The 15,480-nt window shown below is 66.7% G+C and carries 16 protein-coding genes; 7 read left to right on the forward strand and 9 right to left on the reverse strand.

Annotated elements, in window-relative coordinates; genetic code table 11:
- Positions 1–125: 125 nt before the first annotated feature.
- Positions 126–527, reverse strand: a complete 402-nt coding sequence (locus tag VDQ18_RS17685) for a universal stress protein (RefSeq protein ID WP_107752592.1) — start codon at positions 525–527, stop codon at positions 126–128.
- A 75-nt stretch (positions 528–602) separates the two neighbouring features.
- Positions 603–1,193, reverse strand: coding sequence for a rhodanese-like domain-containing protein (locus tag VDQ18_RS17690; RefSeq protein WP_323022226.1), 591 nt, complete (start codon positions 1,191–1,193; stop codon positions 603–605).
- Between the two features lie 150 nt (positions 1,194–1,343).
- Between VDQ18_RS17690 and gyrA the strand changes: the two genes are divergently transcribed.
- From gyrA to gluQRS, 5 genes are all read left to right on the forward strand, one after another.
- The gene (gyrA, locus tag VDQ18_RS17695; RefSeq protein WP_323022227.1) at positions 1,344–4,043 is read left to right on the forward strand and encodes a DNA gyrase subunit A; all 2,700 of its coding nucleotides are present in this window, start codon (positions 1,344–1,346) and stop codon (positions 4,041–4,043) included.
- A gap of 54 nt (positions 4,044–4,097) precedes the next feature.
- Entirely contained in the window at positions 4,098–4,448 is a 351-nt protein-coding gene (locus VDQ18_RS17700) for a DUF6614 family protein (protein ID WP_323022228.1), read from the forward strand.
- Between the two features lie 59 nt (positions 4,449–4,507).
- A complete protein-coding gene (locus VDQ18_RS17705; RefSeq protein WP_323022229.1) occupies positions 4,508–4,726 on the forward strand; it encodes a hypothetical protein in 219 nt (72 codons plus the stop codon).
- Positions 4,727–4,807: 81 nt separating this feature from the next.
- Positions 4,808–6,139 (forward strand): methylenetetrahydrofolate--tRNA-(uracil(54)-C(5))-methyltransferase (FADH(2)-oxidizing) TrmFO, encoded by a 1,332-nt coding sequence (gene trmFO / locus VDQ18_RS17710; protein WP_323022230.1) that lies wholly within the window; start codon positions 4,808–4,810, stop codon positions 6,137–6,139.
- A gap of 1 nt (position 6,140) precedes the next feature.
- Positions 6,141–6,983 (forward strand): tRNA glutamyl-Q(34) synthetase GluQRS, encoded by an 843-nt coding sequence (gene gluQRS, locus VDQ18_RS17715; RefSeq protein ID WP_323022231.1) that lies wholly within the window; start codon positions 6,141–6,143, stop codon positions 6,981–6,983.
- Here gluQRS and hisI read toward each other — a convergent pair.
- Positions 6,980–7,339 (reverse strand): phosphoribosyl-AMP cyclohydrolase, encoded by a 360-nt coding sequence (gene hisI, locus VDQ18_RS17720; protein ID WP_323022232.1) that lies wholly within the window; start codon positions 7,337–7,339, stop codon positions 6,980–6,982. The two genes, gluQRS and hisI, sit on opposite strands and share 4 nt — an antisense overlap.
- A 34-nt stretch (positions 7,340–7,373) precedes the next feature.
- Between hisI and VDQ18_RS17725 the strand changes: the two genes are divergently transcribed.
- Positions 7,374–7,814: an iron-sulfur cluster assembly scaffold protein gene (locus VDQ18_RS17725; RefSeq protein WP_323022239.1), complete on the forward strand. Its 441-nt coding sequence runs from the start codon at positions 7,374–7,376 to the stop codon at positions 7,812–7,814.
- A 124-nt stretch (positions 7,815–7,938) separates the two neighbouring features.
- On the opposite strand, the gene VDQ18_RS17730 is transcribed toward VDQ18_RS17725, so the two are convergent.
- The 5 genes from VDQ18_RS17730 to VDQ18_RS17750 form a co-directional block, all read right to left on the reverse strand.
- Positions 7,939–8,067 carry a hypothetical protein gene (locus VDQ18_RS17730; RefSeq protein ID WP_323022233.1) on the reverse strand — a complete coding sequence of 43 codons (129 nt, stop codon included), beginning with the start codon at positions 8,065–8,067 and terminating at the stop codon, positions 7,939–7,941.
- Between the two features lie 78 nt (positions 8,068–8,145).
- Positions 8,146–10,233 (reverse strand): ATP-dependent DNA helicase RecG, encoded by a 2,088-nt coding sequence (gene recG, locus VDQ18_RS17735; RefSeq protein WP_323022234.1) that lies wholly within the window; start codon positions 10,231–10,233, stop codon positions 8,146–8,148.
- The gene (gene ligA, locus VDQ18_RS17740; RefSeq protein ID WP_323022235.1) at positions 10,230–12,470 is read right to left on the reverse strand and encodes an NAD-dependent DNA ligase LigA; all 2,241 of its coding nucleotides are present in this window, start codon (positions 12,468–12,470) and stop codon (positions 10,230–10,232) included. The genes recG and ligA overlap by 4 nt, the downstream gene beginning before the upstream one ends.
- A gap of 57 nt (positions 12,471–12,527) precedes the next feature.
- Positions 12,528–13,241, reverse strand: coding sequence for a response regulator transcription factor CtrA (gene ctrA, locus VDQ18_RS17745; protein WP_323022236.1), 714 nt, complete (start codon positions 13,239–13,241; stop codon positions 12,528–12,530).
- A 91-nt stretch (positions 13,242–13,332) separates the two neighbouring features.
- Entirely contained in the window at positions 13,333–13,611 is a 279-nt protein-coding gene (locus tag VDQ18_RS17750) for a DUF1153 domain-containing protein (protein WP_107752581.1), read from the reverse strand.
- Positions 13,612–13,763: 152 nt separating this feature from the next.
- Here VDQ18_RS17750 and mnmA point away from each other — a divergent pair, with 152 nt between their 5' ends.
- On the forward strand, positions 13,764–14,903 hold the full coding sequence (gene mnmA, locus VDQ18_RS17755) for a tRNA 2-thiouridine(34) synthase MnmA (protein WP_323022237.1): 1,140 nt from the start codon (positions 13,764–13,766) through the stop codon (positions 14,901–14,903).
- Here the strand turns inward: mnmA and VDQ18_RS17760 are convergent.
- On the reverse strand, positions 14,897–15,208 hold the full coding sequence (locus VDQ18_RS17760) for a hypothetical protein (protein ID WP_323022238.1): 312 nt from the start codon (positions 15,206–15,208) through the stop codon (positions 14,897–14,899). The two genes, mnmA and VDQ18_RS17760, sit on opposite strands and share 7 nt — an antisense overlap.
- Positions 15,209–15,480: the final 272 nt, after the last annotated feature.

Genomic DNA, 15,480 nt, shown 5'->3' on the forward strand with positions numbered 1-15,480 from the left:
GCCTGGCAGATCGGCCTCAGGGCCGGCACCTCCAGCCCCGGCTGGGACCAGATCGGACCGAAGCAACGCCGCCGCCATATCCCGCGCGAGGCGCTGGCGCTGGCGGCGACGCTGCTGAGGCTGTGTTAACGGATCAGATGCACGGCGCAGGTCGCGTGGCGGGCGATGCGCGTCGCGGTCGAGCCGATCAGCGTGGTGTCGCTGCGGTGCGAGGCGAGCACGATGCAATCCGCCCCCTCGGCCTGGGCGAAGTCGAGGATGGCCCGGCCCGGGTCCCCCTCCAGCACGGCGACGCCCGCCTGCGTCAGCCCCGAAGCCTGCTTGGCCAGATCGGCGCGGATCGCCTCGCGCAGCTCGTCCTGCCAGCCGGCGGGCATGTAGTCGATGGCGTAGAACGGCGCCTTTTCCATCACATGGACCAGCATGACCAGCGCGCCATGCGCCGACAACGCCCGGGCGATCTGCAACTCGCGACCGATGTCGACACCCGGCTCATAGGCGACGGGAACGAGGATTCTGGCATACATGGCGATTCCTTTCGCATGGGCCCTGAGGCGGGGCCGGTCCCCCCGATGTAGGCGAGACCGGCCCCGAGCCCAAGGTCAGTTCTGCGGCACCAGCACCGAGAGGCCGAGCATCCGCCAGACCTGCATCCCGCCACGGTAATAGCTGATGTGATCGGCCGGGAAGCCCGCCTCGATCATGCGGCGGATGGCGGTGGGCGACTGTCCGCACCAGGGACCATTGCAGAACAGCAGCACCTGTTTCGGATCCTCGCAGGTGAAGCCGTCGATATCGACCTCGCACCCCACCTCGCCCAGCCGGTCGGCCATTTCCGTATAGGGAATGTGGATGGCGCCGGGGATGGTGCCGCCGCGGTAATCGGCCTGTACGCGGCTGTCGATGACCAGCACATCCGGGTCCTGCAGGGCGGCGATCACCTCCAGCTCGCCGACGGTGGTGACGCCCTCGGCCGGGATCATCGGCTGGATGCAGAAGTTGGGACAGGGGCGCGAGGTCATGGCCCATTGGCCGGTCACGACATTCTCGTTGTCCTGAATGCGCGAGATCTCGGCCGGGCCTGCGTCGGTCTCGACGGTGACCGAGGCCATGTCGGGGGTGATGTTCACCGGCTCGGCCAGGACGGGCGTGGCGGCCAGCGCCAGCAGCGCCAGAGGGGTCAGAAGTTTCATCGGGTCCTCCCAGACAGGATTGCACATAGGTTTCCACCGGAAAGGTAGCACGTTGGGCGGGTTTGTCTCCCCCCGGCATTGCACCCGCGGGTGGCGGTGGGCTATAAGACCGACAACAAAATCTAGCGCCCTGACGCAGACGAGGCCCCGGTGAGCGACGACACGGAAATCCCTGACGAAGCCGAGAAAAAACCCGCCCAGCCGGGTGTCTCGATCGTGCAGGAAATGCGGACCGCCTATCTCGATTACGCGATGAGCGTCATCGTGTCGCGGGCGATTCCGGACCTTCGGGACGGGTTGAAGCCGGTTCACCGGCGGATTCTCTATGCCATGCACGAGGTCGGCAACACCTTCGACAAGCCCTATCGGAAATCCTCGCGCCCCGTGGCGGATGCGATGGGCAAGTATCACCCGCATGGCGACAGCGCGATCTATGACGCGCTGGTGCGGATGGCGCAGGGCTTTTCCATGTCGCTGCCGCTGCTCGACGGTCAGGGCAACTTCGGCTCGATGGACGGGGACAAGGCCGCGGCCTTCCGCTACACCGAGGTGCGGATGGCCAAATCCGCCAATTACATGCTGGCCGATATCGACAAGGACACGGTCGATTTTCAGGACAACTACGACGGCAAGGATCAGGAACCGACGGTCCTGCCGGCGCGCTTCCCGAACATGCTGGTCAATGGCGCGGGCGGTATCGCCGTCGGCATGGCCACCAACATCCCGCCGCATAACCTGGGCGAGGTGATCGACGCGACCAAGGCCCTGATCGAAAACCCGGATCTGACCTCCGAGGATCTGATGGCCTATGTCCCGGGTCCCGACTTCCCGACCGGCGCCCAGATGATGGGCCGCGCCGGCGCGCGCAAGGCCTATCTGGAGGGTCGCGGCTCGGTCATCGTCCGGGCCAAGACCCATGTCGAGGAGATCCGCAAGGACCGCTACGCCATCGTCGTCGACGAGATCCCCTATCAGGTCAACAAGGCCCTGATGGTCGAGAAGATCGCCGAGGCGGTGCGCGACAAGCGGATCGAGGGGATCGCCCATGTCGCCGACGAATCCGACCGGATCGGCGTGCGGGTGGTGATCGAGCTGAAGCGCGACGCGACGCCGGATGTGGTGCTGAACCAGCTGTTCCGTTTCACCACCATGCAGATCAGCTTCGGCTGCAACATGCTGGCGCTGAACGGCGGCCGTCCCGAACAACTGACGCTTCGCGATTTCCTCTATCATTTCATCACCTTCCGCGAGGAAGTTGTGACGCGGCGCACGGCCTATGAGCTGAACAAGGCGCGCGAACGCAGCCATATCCTCTGCGGTCTGGCGGTCGCGGTATCGAACGTGGACGAGGTCGTGACGACGATCCGCGCCTCGGCCGATCCGGCCGATGCCCGCGAAAAGCTGATGACCCGGCGTTGGCCCGCGCATGAGATCGCCGGATACATCCGCCTGATCGACGACCCGAGCCACACGATCAACGAGGACGGGACCTATAACCTGTCCGAGGTTCAGGCCCGCGCCATCCTAGAACTGCGGCTGCAGCGCCTGACCGCCCTCGGCGTCAAGGAAGTCACCGACGAGCTGGAAGAACTGGCCGGCAAGATCAAGGATTACCTCGATATTCTGCGCTCGCGGGCGCGGATCCTGTCGATCATCACCGCCGAACTCGACGAGGTGCGCGAGCTCTTCGCCGTGCCCCGCCGGACCGAGATCATCGACTGGGCGGGCGATCTGGAGGACGAGGACTTGATCGAGCGCGAGGACATGGTCGTGACCGTGACCTCGGGCGGCTATATCAAGCGCACCTCGCTGGCCGAATTCCGCGCCCAGAACCGGGGTGGCAAGGGTTTGGCCTCGATGCAGACCAAGGAAGACGATGTGGTGACCACGCTTTTCGTGGCCAACACGCATACGCATCTTCTGTTCTTCACCACCGATGGCATGGTCTATCAGCTGAAATGCTGGCGCCTGCCGCTGGCCGGGCGCTCGGCGCGTGGCAAGGCGATCATCAACATCCTGCCCATTCCGCAGGGCGTCTCGATCGCCGCGCTGATGCCGATCGACGAGCCCGAGGACGAATGGGAAAACCTGCAGGTGGTCTTCGCGACCTCCGAGGGCGATGTGCGCCGTAACGCCTTGTCGGACTTCACCAATATCCTGCGCAACGGCAAGATCGCCATGAAGCTGCCCGAAGGGGTGAGCCTGGTTAACGCCCGCGTCGCGGACGAGGATGACGATGTCATGCTGGTCACCGCCATGGGCCGCGCCATCCGCTTCCCGACCACCGATGTCCGTGTCTTCAAGGGCCGCGATTCGACCGGTGTGCGCGGCATCCGTCTGGCCGAGGGCGACAGCGTCGTCTCCATGTCGGTCATCCGCCATTTCGAGGCCGATCCGCAGGAACGCGCCGCCTATCTCAAGCAGCGCCGCCTGATGGCCGGTGCCCCCGACGAGGCCGAGGCCGACGACGAGGAAACCGTCGAAGCCGGCCAGCTCAGCACCGAGCGCTATGCCGAGATGTCGGCGCTGGAGGATCTGATCCTCACCGTCACCAGCGGCGGCGCCGGCAAGCTCTCGTCCTCGCACGATTATCCGGTGCGCGGGCGCGGCGGCCAGGGCGTCATGGCCATGGACAAGGCGATGCGCGGCGGGGCGCTGGTCGCCTCCTTCCCGGTGGAGCCCGGCGACCAGATCATGCTCGCCACCTCGACCGGGCAGTCGATCCGCGTGCCGGTCGACCAGATCAGCTTCCGCTCGCGCTCGGCGGGCGGCGTGCGGGTCTTCAACACCGCCAAGGGCGAAGAAGTCGTCTCCGTCGCCCGAGTCGTAGAACAGGGCGAGGAAGAGTAACCGATTCTTCAGCCCTGCATGGTTGGATGGCCGGGTCTCCACAGGGGCCCGGCCATGAACGTTTACCACTGCATGATCGACCTGAAACCGACCGCCAAGGCGCTGGTCTTCGCCCATGCGCTGGACGTCTGGCTCTCGCTCTTGCAGCGGGAGGGGCGGATCGAAGGCTGGCGGCTGATGCGGCTGAAGCTGAAATTCGGCGGCGATGAGTGTTCGGATTTCCTGGTGGAGATCGACGTGAAGGATCTGTCGCAGCTGGACCACGCCTTCCGTTTCCTCGGTCAGGGGGATGAGGAAGCGGCCGAACTTCACGACCAGATGCGCCAGCATATCCAGCATGTCAACGTCGGCCTCTACCGCCCCTTCCCCGATCCTGAGCGCGTCGAACGCATGACCCTGATCTGAAGCCGTCGATTTCGGAACCTCCCGCGCTCCAAAGCGTTGGTTCTGAAAGGAGGTTTCCGATGACCGCACCCCATACCAATGTCGAGCGTGACGCGAAACGCCACAGCCCTGCCCTGACCGGCATCACCATCGCCCTGGTCGCGGCGGCGCTGGCCTTCGTCGTCTTCACCCTCTGGCCCAACCCCGAGGATGCGACGCCGAGCCCCGCCGCCGTGCAGGATTCGGGCGCGCAGGTCGAGGGCACGACGCCTGCCCCGACACCGGCGCCGGGCCAGTAACCCTTCCGATATGGTCCCGGATCGGGGGCGCCCAGGCGGCGCCCCCTTTTCTTTGCGGTCGGGCGCGGCTATCTCCGCCCCATGACACAGGAACTCCACATCGTCGGCGGCGGCATGGCCGGATCCGAAGCCGCCTGGCAGGCCGCGCAAGCGGGCGTGCCCGTCGTGCTTCACGAAATGCGCCCCCAGGTCGGCACCTTCGCCCACCAGACCGGCAATTTCGCCGAGATGGTCTGCTCCAATTCCTTCCGCTCCGACGATGACGAACAGAACGCCGTCGGCCTCCTGCATTGGGAGATGCGCGCGGCCGGTGGCTTGCTGATGGAAATGGCCGACCGCCATTCCCTGCCCGCGGGCGGTGCCCTCGCCGTCGATCGCGAGGCCTTTTCTCAGGCGGTGACCGAGCGGTTGCTGGCCCATCCCCTGATCCGCACGGAACCCGGTGAAATCAGGGACTTGCCAGGCGAAGGTCACTGGATCTTCGCCACCGGCCCCTTGACCTCGGACGCGCTGGCGCAGGCGATCCGTGCCGCGACCGATACGCAATCCCTGGCCTTCTTTGACGCCATCGCCCCCATCGTGCATTTCGACACGGTCGATCTGTCGAAGGCCTGGTTCCAGTCGCGGTATGACAAGGGCGAGACCGAGGAAGAGCGCAAGGCCTACCTCAACTGTCCGATGACCAAGCCGCAATACGAGGCCTTCATCGACGCCATTCTCGCCGCCCCCAAGGCCGAGTTCCACGAGGGCGAGACCGCGGGCTATTTCGACGGCTGCCTGCCGATCGAGGTCATGGCCGAACGCGGCCGCGAGACGCTGCGCCACGGACCGATGAAGCCGGTGGGTCTGACCAACGCCAATGATCCCGCGAACAAACCCTATGCCGTCGTCCAGCTGCGGCGCGATAACGCCTTGGGGACGCTCTATAATATCGTCGGCTTCCAGACCAAGATGAAGCACGGCGCCCAGGTTGAGGTCTTCCGGATGATCCCGGGTCTGGAAGAGGCCGGTTTCGCCCGTCTGGGCGGGATTCACCGCAACACCTTCCTGAATTCGCCGACGCTGCTGGACAATCAGATGCGTCTGCGCGTGCGGCCGCATCTGCGCTTCGCCGGTCAGATCACCGGCGTCGAGGGCTATGTCGAATCCGCCGCCATGGGTCTTGTCGCCGGGCGCCTCGCCGCGGCCGAGATCCAGGGTCGCGCCCTGCCGCCGCCGCCCCGCGAGACGGCGATGGGCGCGCTGATCGCCCACATCACCGGCGATGCGGACGCCAAGACCTTCCAGCCGATGAACGTCAATTTCGGGCTCTTCCCGCCGATCGACGCCAAGGGCGGCCGCCGTGGCCGTAAGGACCGCTACAAGGCCTATACCGACCGCGCGAAAGAGGCCTTCCAGGCGTGGCTGGGTTGACGTGGCCGGGCTGATCACCCGCTTCGCCCCCTCACCCACCGGGCCCCTGCATTTGGGGCACGCCTTTTCCGCCTTGACCGCCTGGGACCTGGCCCAGGCCGGACAGGGACAGTTCCTGCTGCGGATCGAGGATATCGATACCGCCCGCAGCAAGCCCACATTCGAGGCGCAGATCCAGGACGATCTGCGCTGGCTGGGCCTCAGCTGGCCCGAGCCGGTGATGCGCCAATCCGAGCGCCGCGCCGCCTATGACGCCGCCCTCGCCCGGCTGGAGGCGCTCGGCGTCACCTACCGCTGCACCTGCACCCGGGGCGATATCCGCACGGCACTCGCCGCTCCGCAAGAGGGCGCACCGCTGATCGGCCCCGACGGTCCCGTCTACCCCGGCACCTGTCGTCATGCCTGCCATGACGATCCCGCCGCGGCCACCCGCCTTGATATGGCCCGCGCAACGGCGCTGACGGGCACGGTCGCTTTCACCGAGACCGGGCCGCTGCGCCCCGGACCCCACCAGTTTGCGCCCGATTTCTTAACGACTCATGTCGGCGACATCGTGCTGGCCCGACGCGATATCGGCACCTCCTACCACCTCGCGGTGACGGTCGACGATGCCGCACAGGGCATAACACTGGTGACCCGCGGCGCCGATCTCTTCGACGCCACCGCCGTGCATGTCCTGCTGCAGCGCCTTCTGGCGCTGCCGACACCCGCCTATCATCATCATCGCCTGATCCGTGACGAGGCTGGCAAGCGCCTGGCAAAGCGCGACGATTCCCGCGCGCTGTCGCTCTACCGGGCCGAAGGTGCCAGCCCCGCCGATATCCGCCGGATGGTCGGGCTTTAGCCCTCGGGCTGCATTAATTCGACCTCAGCCCCGTCCCGCACCGCGGTGTAGAAGCAGCTGCGTCGGTTGGTGTGGCAGGCCGGACCGGTCTGGTCCACCACCACCAGCAGGCAATCGCGGTCGCAATCCACGCGAAAATCCACCAGCTTCTGCGCGTGACCCGAGGTCTCGCCCTTGACCCAGAAGGCCTGCCGCGAGCGCGACCAATAGGTTACCTTGCCGGTCTCCAACGTCCGCGCCACCGATTGTGCGTTCATCCAGGCCATCATCAGCACCTCGCCCGTGCGATGATCCTGCGCGATCGCCGGAATGAGACCTTGGTCGTCATAGCGCAGGGATTGCGGATCGAACGGCATGGCTTATATCCTCTCGCGACTGGGAGCGCCTGAAGTGTCCGAAACCTCCGATCTGATCAAGCTCTATTCGACGCGCATCCTCGCGCTGGCGGCCGAAATCCCGCATCTCGGCCGGCTGGAGGCCCCGCAGGCCAGCGTCAAGAAACGCTCGCCGCTCTGCGGATCGACCGTGACCGTCGATCTCTCGTTGAAGGACGGCCGCGTCGCCGACTTCGCGCAAGAGGTCAAGGCCTGCGCCCTGGGCCAGGCCTCGGCTGCGGTGCTGGGTGAGGCTGTGATCGGCCGCACGCCCGAGGAGCTCGAGGCCGCGGCAAGCGCCCTCGAATCAATGTTGAAGCAGGACGGTCCGGTGCCGCCTGCGCCGTTCGACGGATACGAGGCCCTGCTGCCCGCGCGCGAGTTCAAGAATCGCCACGCCTCGATCCTGTTGTCGGTCCAGGCTGCTGCCGAAGCCGCCCGACAGGCCGCAGCCTGACATCCTGCCCTTAACACCGCGTAAAAAAACCGCCGCGACAAGGCGCGGCGGTCAGTGGCGTGTCTGGTTGGGTCAAGGGCGACGGGACAGTCGGCGCCTCTCCAGACCGCAGGCAGGAAGCAGGTCAGGCCATCAGCGGCGCGTAAAGCGCCGCCGTGAAAAGAATAAACAAGGCAAGCACACCCACCGCGTCGCCCAGCATCGCCAGGCGTTCATTGCGAGGGTCGTGGATCTGGCGAAGGATGCGGCGCATGGCGAACTCCCGTGTTGTTAGCACTTTGTTCTCATATTCGCGCGATCATTGCAAGAACATTTGCGAACAAAAGGAGATCTAACCGATTCGCATCAGCCGTATCGCCTTGTCTTGCTCCATCAACCACAGCAGCACGCGCGCCGCCTGCCCGCGGGGCGACTGGAGCGTGGGGTCGTCGTGGAGCAGCTTGCGCGCATCCGACTGGGCAATCTGCATCAGCGAGGTCTGACGCTCCACATCCGCCAGCCGGAACCTCGGCAGGCCGGATTGCGCCGTCCCGATCACATCCCCCGCCCCGCGGATCGCCAGATCCTCGTCGCTGATGCGGAACCCGTCTTCGGTATCGCGCATGAGTTTCAGCCGCCGTGCCGCGGTCTCGCCCAGCGGCGGGTCATAGAGCATCAGGCAGGTCGAGGCGCCGCTGCCCCGCCCCACCCGGCCGCGCAGCTGGTGCAACTGCGCCAGGCCGAAGGATTCGGCCCGCTCGATCACCATGATCGTGGCGTTCGGCACGTTGACGCCCACCTCGATCACCGTGGTGGCAACCAGGATGCGCGTCTCGCCGGCAACGAAGCGGGCCATCGCCGCGTCCTTGTCGGCAGGCAGAAGCTGGCCATGGACCAGCCCCACCCCCTCGCCCAGCCGGGCGCGGAGGTAGTCAAACCGCGCCTGGGCGGCGGTGAGGCTGACGGTCTCGCTCTCCTCGACCAGGGGGCAGACCCAATAAGCCTGCCGCCCCTCGGCCACCGCGCGTCGCAGATGCTCGACCACCTCATCGAGCCGCTCGGTCGAAGCAAGCGAAGTCACCACGGGTTGCCGTCCCGGCGGTTTCTCGTCCAGCAGGGAGACATCCATGTCGCCATATTGCGCCAGAGCCAGCGACCGCGGGATCGGGGTCGCCGTCATCACCAGCACGTCGACCGCGGCGCCCTTTTCCCCCAGCGCCATCCGCTGGGCAACGCCGAACCGGTGCTGTTCGTCGATCACCGCCAGCCGCAGGTCGCGGAATTCGACCTCGCGCTGGAAGAGCGCATGCGTCCCGATCAGGATGTCGATCATCCCGCCCGCCAGATCGCCGAGCTTGCGGGCCCGTTCCCGCCCCTTGTCGCGGCCGGTCAGCAGCTCGACCCGAACCCCGGCGCTGGCGGCAAGCGGGGCAAGCGCTTCCAGATGCTGCCGCGCCAGAATTTCGGTCGGGGCCATCAGTGCCCCTTGCCCGCCGGCCTCGACCGCGGTCAGCAGGGCGGCCATTGCGACCAGTGTCTTGCCAGATCCCACGTCACCCTGGAGCAGACGATTCATCCGCGTCTCCGCGCCCATATCCGCGGTGATCTCGGCGATCGAGCGGGTCTGGGCGCCCGTCGGTGCATAGGGCAGCGTTTCCAGGATCTTGCGCAGCAGATGCCCGTCACCGCGCGTGATCACTCCGGGCGCTTTGCGCGCCATGGCCCGGGCGATGGCCAGCGTCAACTGATGGGCGAAAAGCTCGTCATAGGCCAGCCGCTGACGGGGTGCCGCGCTCGGTGCCAGATCGGCCCCCGAGGCCGGCGCATGCGCTGCGCGCAGGGCATCCGCCCAATCGGGCCACCCCATCCGGGCCTTCTGCGCCGGATCGATCCACTCCGCCAAAATCGGCGCCCGCGCCAAGGCATCCGCCATCGCCCGCTGCACCATCCGCTGCGTAACCCCGGCCGTCAGCGGATAGACCGGCTCCCAGGCCGGCAGGGTCGCGGCCTCGTCGGGGCGCAGAACGTGATCGGGATGCGCCATCTGATAGACGCCGTCGAAGGTCTCGACCCGCCCCGAAACCAGCCGCCTCTGCCCGCTGGGCAGCAGTTTCTGCAGGTAATCGCCCCGCGCATGGAAGAAGACCAGCTGGAACTCCTGCTGCGCATCGCGCACCAGCACGCGATAGGGTCGACCCTTCTGGCGGGGCGGCAGGTGGTTGCCGACCTCGACTTCAACAGTCGCGACCTCGGGCGGAACCACCTCGCGGACGCTGGCGCGCAGACGGCGGTCGATGCCGGAATGGGGCAGGACGAAGAGCAGATCGCGCGGAGTCTCGACGCCCAAACCCTTGAACAATTTCGCAGTTTTGGGACCGATCCCGTCGAGCCCCTCAAGCGCGCCAAAGAGCGGAAACAGGATCTCGGGCCGCCCTGTCATCCGCCGATCATCGCCAGCCAGGCGTCTTCGTCGATCACCGTGACGCCCAGGGCCTCGGCCTTGGCGGCCTTCGACCCGGCCGCCTCACCCGCGATCAGGATGTCGGTCTTGGGCGAGACCGAGCCTGCGACCTTGGCCCCCAGCGCCTCGGCCCGGGCCTTGGCCTCGGCCCGGGTCATGCGGGTCAGCGTGCCGGTGAAGACCAGGGTCTTGCCGGCGATGGCGCTGTCGGTGGCGCGGGCTTCGGGCGGGACGATCTCCCGCAATTCGCCGATCAGCCGGTCGATCGAGGCCCGTTCGCGCGCCTGCGTCAACGTGGTGACCAGCGAGACCGCCAGAACCGCGCCGACCCCTTCGATGCCGATCAGATCCTCCCAGGCCGCGCGCGCGCCGTCGGGCAAAGGCGGGTCATCCCAGACCGCGTCACGGGTTTTCTTCACCTCGGCGCGGCGGCCCGCGTCGGCGGCGCGGGCGCGTTCGGCGTGTTCGGCTTCATCGGCGGCGAGCGCCCGGGCCGCGGCCGGGGCCGCGCGGTCGACGGTCTCGATCAGGGCGGACCAGCTGCCGAAATGGCGGGCCAGGTCCGCCGCGGCGACCTCGCCCAGGTGACGGATGCCAAGGCCGAACAGGAGCCGTGCCAGGGAAATCCGCCGACGCTCCTCGATTGCCTCGAAGAGCTTCGCGGCCGAGCGCTCGCCAAAGCCATCCCGGTTCTTCAGCTTGGCGAGATTGGCCGCATCGCGGGTCCGGAGGGTGAAGATATCGGCCGGTTCGCGGATCGGCAGCAGGTCGTCGGCGAAGAACATCTCGATCTGTTTGGCGCCCAGCCCGTCGATGTCGAAAGCATCACGACTGACAAAATGCTTAAGTTTTTCAACGGCCTGTGCGGGGCAGATCAAGCCCCCCGTGCAGCGATGGGTGGAATCTCCGGGTTCGCGCACCGCGGCCGAGCCGCATTCCGGGCAGGTCTGCGGGAAGTGATAAGGGCCCTGGTCCTCGGTTCGGCGCGTCACATCGACATCGGCCACTTTGGGAATCACGTCGCCCGCCCGGTACACCTGCACCCAGTCGCCGATGCGGATATCGCGGCCGCCGCGGATCGGCTCGCCCTTGCTGTCGCGGCCGGCGATGTAGTCCTCGTTGTGAAGCGTCGCGTTGGACACCAGCACGCCGCCGACATTGACGGGCGCGAGACGCGCCACCGGGCTCAGCGCCCCGGTGCGGCCGACCTGGATGTCGATGGCTTCGAGCCGGGTCCAGGCGGTTTCGGCCGGGAATTTATGCGCGATGGCCCACCGCGGCGTCGTGGCGCGGAAGCCCAAGCGGGCCTGCAGCGCGAGGTCGTTTACCTTGTAGACCACGCCATCGATATCATAGCCGAGGTCCGGGCGCAGCGTCTCGATCTTGCGGTAATGCTCCAGCAGCTCAGCCGGGCCGGCGCAGAGGCTGGTCAACGGATTAATGGTAAACCCCAGCGTCTCCAGGCGCTTGATCGCATCCCACTGCGTCTCGGACAGGGGTTCGGAGAGCGCGCCCCAGGCATAGGCGAAAAAGCTCAGCGGCCGGGCCCGGGTAATCTCGGGGTCGAGCTGGCGCAGGGACCCGGCCGCGGCGTTGCGCGGATTGGCGAAGGTGCGGCCGCCCTGGGCGTTGAGCGCGGCGAAATCGGCATGCGACATATAGACCTCGCCCCGGACCTCCAGCAGGTCGGGCGCGCCGGTCAGGTCTTGCGGGATCTGGGCGATGGTGCGGGCATTGGCCGTCACATCCTCGCCCGTCTCGCCATCGCCCCGGGTCGCGGCATGAACCAGCCGCCCACCTTCATAGCGCAGTGACAGCGACAGCCCGTCGATCTTCGGCTCGGCGGTATAGGCGAGCGGTGCGTCAGGGCCAAGGTTCAGGTAGCGGCGGATCCGGGCGTCGAAATCGTCGATGTCGCGCGCCTCAAAGGCATTGGCCAGCGACAGCATGCGCACGGCGTGGCGGATCTTGCCGAAGCCCTCGGCCGGTGCCGCGCCAACGGTATCGCTGGGGCTGTCGTCGCGCTTCAATCCCGGGAAACGCGCCTCGATCTCCCGATTGCGCCGTTTCAGCGCGTCATAGTCGGCGTCGCTGATCTCGGGCGCATCATTCTGGTGATAGGCGCGATCGGCGCGCAGGATGGCCTCGGCGAGACGTGCCAGTTCACTGGCCGCCTCGGCCTCGGTCAGAGCGTCAACCGCGCGCGCGTCGGACATGGGTCCCTCCTGCCTTGTTCCCCCGTGATAGGGGGGCGGCGGGGGATTTTCCAGATCTTACGCGCTCGCCGCCCGCGGTGAGCGCGCAGCCCCGCGGCCGGGATCGCGCAGCACATAGCCCCGGCCCCAGACCGTCTCGATATAATTGTCGCCGCCGGTGGCCTCGGCCAGTTTCTTGCGCAATTTGCAGATGAAGACGTCGATGATCTTCAGCTCGGGCTCGTCCATCCCGCCATACAGGTGATTCAGGAACATCTCCTTGGTCAGGGTCGTGCCCTTCCGCAGGCTGAGGAGTTCCAACATCTGGTATTCCTTGCCCGTCAGATGCACCGAGGATCCGTCGACATCGACCGTCTTGGCGTCAAGGTTAACCGAGATCCGCCCGGTATGGATGATCGCCTGCGCATGGCCCTGGCTGCGACGGATGATGGCATGGATCCGCGCCACCAGCTCGTCGCGGTGGAAGGGCTTGGTCATGTAATCGTCCGCACCCTGGCCGAATCCCTTCAGCTTGATGTCGGTGCTGTCCTCTCCCGTCAGAATCAGGATCGGCGTGTTGACCCGCGCCAGACGAATCTGGCGCAGGACCTCCAGCCCTGCCATGTCGGGAAGGTTAAGATCCAGGAGGATCAGGTCGTAGTCATAGAGCTTGCCCAGCTCGACCGCTTCCTCGCCCAAGTCAGTGCAGTAGACATTAAAATTGGCGTGCGTGAGCATCAATTCGATGCTCCGCGAGGTCGCCGGATCGTCTTCAACCAAAAGCACGCGCATGTTGCTGTCCCTGCATTAACTAAACTGAACTCACCTTGACAAATAATCGTTAACGGCCGGTTACCGGCAGAGGCAGTCAACCACACTCTACCTAAAGTTGTCTATACTTTTGAAGCGCCGTGATCTTCAAAGCGTCGATTCCGTGCGTCTCGACCGCATTATGCCACGAATCGAACTCCTCATCCGAGAGGGCATAGCGATCCAGCGCCTCCTCCCGGTCGATCAGCCCATGGGCCACCGCCTTCACCACGATCGCCTTTCGGCTGGCCACCCAGCGCCGTGTGCTGGCTGGCGGCAGGTCTGCGCGGCTGATGATACTTCCGTCGGGCAGCGTCACTGCCCGTGGTCCGTCGATCTTTTTCAAGAACATGGGTCACACCCTTTCCTTCATCCCGAGGCGAAGCCTGACGAAAGAAGCTTAAGGAGAAATAAAGGACACCGACCTGCAGGGCTTGAGAGTACCGCGAATTTTACTATATCTCGCCGAAACCTCCTCACCCTCCGCAGACTGACGGGATGATCATGGCACGCGACATCGGCGTGAACTCGCTGGGCTTTGCAAAACCGCCGTCGGAAACGCGGGTCGTCGTCGCCATGTCGGGCGGCGTGGACAGCTCGGTCGTGGCCGCCGAACTCAAGGCGCAGGGCTATGACGTGATCGGCGTCACCCTGCAACTCTACGACCACGGCGCGGCGCTGGCCAAGGCGGGCGCCTGCTGCGCCGGGCGCGACATCCACGATGCGCGGCGGGTCGCGGAAACCCTGGGCTTCCCGCATTACGTGCTGGATTACGAGAACACCTTCCGCGAATCGGTGATCGAGGAATTCGCCGAAAGCTACCTCGCCGGTGCCACGCCCGTGCCCTGCATCCGCTGCAACGAGCGGGTCAAGTTCCGCGACCTCTTGGAAACCGCCCGCGACCTCGAGGCCGATTGCATGGCCACCGGCCATTACATCCAGCGCGCCCAGGGCCCCGCCAAGGCCGAGCTGCACATGGCGGCCGATCCGGCGCGCGACCAATCCTATTTCCTGTTCTCGACCACGCAGGAGCAGCTCGATTACCTGCGCTTCCCGCTGGGCCATCTGCCGTCGAAGGCCGAAACCCGGGCGCTGGCCGCCAAGCATGGCCTCGCGGTCGCCGACAAGCCTGACAGCCAGGACATCTGCTTCGTGCCGAACGGCAATTACGCGGCGGTGATCGAGAAACTGCGCCCCGGCGCGGCCGATCCCGGCGATATCGTCGATACCGACGGCACGGTGCTGGGCCAGCACCGCGGGGTGATTCACTACACTATCGGCCAGCGCAAGGGCCTTGGCATCGGTGGCCTCGGCGCCCCGCTCTATGTGATCCGCCTCGATCCCTACAAGCGCCATGTCGTCGTCGGCCCCAAGGAGGCGCTGGCGACGAAGACCGTCCCGGTGCGCGAGATCAACTGGCTGGGCGACGAGCCCTTCGAGTCGCGCGCCGAATGGCCGATGCGGGTGCGCATCCGCTCGACCAAACCGCCGGCCAAAGCGATCCTGCGCCCGACCGGCCCGACCACCGCCTTTGTCGAGCTGCTGACGCCCGAAGACGGCGTCTCGCCCGGCCAGGCCTGCGTCTTCTACGCGCCCGAAGGGAGCCGCGTCTTCGGCGGCGGCTGGATCTGGCGCGGCTACTGACGCCGCCCGGCCAAGGCGTCAAAGGCCCGGGCCAGGATCAGCGCCCCGCCGCCGATCAGCAGCGACCGGCCGAGGGAATCGGTGACATTCGTCGGCGCGAAGACCGACATCCCGTCCCGCGCCGCCGCTGCCAGCCGCCGCAGGCCGCGCGGCTCGTCGCCCGCCTGCGCCGGCTCCGGCACCGCGCCGATCCGGGGCTTGGCCAAGACCAGCACCGCCCCCAAGGCCAGCATCCCCGCGCCATAGGTGACGGGCGATACGCCGGAACGCGGGGCGGGCAGATCGGGGGGAACGGGTCTGGACATGGGAAACTCCTTTCCGGACCAACCCCTCGCCCCGCCCCGCGGTTCCGGGCAAAGCCGCGCCCTGCCCCTCTTCGTTCGGCAAATATCCTGGGGGTCCGGGGGTAAAACCCCCGGGGCTGCCGCCCAAGCCGCCGCCCCGACAAAGCGCCCCGCCCGCCACGGGCGACGGGAGGCGGCACGCCTCCCCGGGCGCGAGGGGGGTCAATCCCCCCGAGCGCCCGGCCCCCCGAGATAGCCCAGCACCGAGCGCGCCGCGCGCAAGCCCGGCGCCT

It is taken from the genome of Pararhodobacter sp. (assembly GCF_034676075.1).
GTDB lineage: Bacteria > Pseudomonadota > Alphaproteobacteria > Rhodobacterales > Rhodobacteraceae > Pararhodobacter.

What these genes read in the sequence shown, in the direction of transcription:
- VDQ18_RS17685 (WP_107752592.1), bottom strand. Translation starts at nt 527, where the DNA reads ATGTATGCCAGAATCCTCGTTCCCGTCGCCTATGAGCCGGGTGTCGAC.
- VDQ18_RS17690 (WP_323022226.1), bottom strand. Translation starts at nt 1,193, where the DNA reads ATGAAACTTCTGACCCCTCTGGCGCTGCTGGCGCTGGCCGCCACGCCC.
- VDQ18_RS17700 (WP_323022228.1), top strand. Translation starts at nt 4,098, where the DNA reads ATGAACGTTTACCACTGCATGATCGACCTGAAACCGACCGCCAAGGCG.
- VDQ18_RS17705 (WP_323022229.1), top strand. Translation starts at nt 4,508, where the DNA reads ATGACCGCACCCCATACCAATGTCGAGCGTGACGCGAAACGCCACAGC.
- trmFO (WP_323022230.1), top strand. Translation starts at nt 4,808, where the DNA reads ATGACACAGGAACTCCACATCGTCGGCGGCGGCATGGCCGGATCCGAA.
- hisI (WP_323022232.1), bottom strand. Translation starts at nt 7,339, where the DNA reads ATGCCGTTCGATCCGCAATCCCTGCGCTATGACGACCAAGGTCTCATT.
- VDQ18_RS17730 (WP_323022233.1), bottom strand. Translation starts at nt 8,067, where the DNA reads ATGCGCCGCATCCTTCGCCAGATCCACGACCCTCGCAATGAACGCCTG.
- recG (WP_323022234.1), bottom strand. Translation starts at nt 10,233, where the DNA reads ATGACAGGGCGGCCCGAGATCCTGTTTCCGCTCTTTGGCGCGCTTGAG.
- ligA (WP_323022235.1), bottom strand. Translation starts at nt 12,470, where the DNA reads ATGTCCGACGCGCGCGCGGTTGACGCTCTGACCGAGGCCGAGGCGGCC.
- ctrA (WP_323022236.1), bottom strand. Translation starts at nt 13,241, where the DNA reads ATGCGCGTGCTTTTGGTTGAAGACGATCCGGCGACCTCGCGGAGCATC.
- VDQ18_RS17750 (WP_107752581.1), bottom strand. Translation starts at nt 13,611, where the DNA reads ATGTTCTTGAAAAAGATCGACGGACCACGGGCAGTGACGCTGCCCGAC.
- mnmA (WP_323022237.1), top strand. Translation starts at nt 13,764, where the DNA reads ATGGCACGCGACATCGGCGTGAACTCGCTGGGCTTTGCAAAACCGCCG.
- VDQ18_RS17760 (WP_323022238.1), bottom strand. Translation starts at nt 15,208, where the DNA reads ATGTCCAGACCCGTTCCCCCCGATCTGCCCGCCCCGCGTTCCGGCGTA.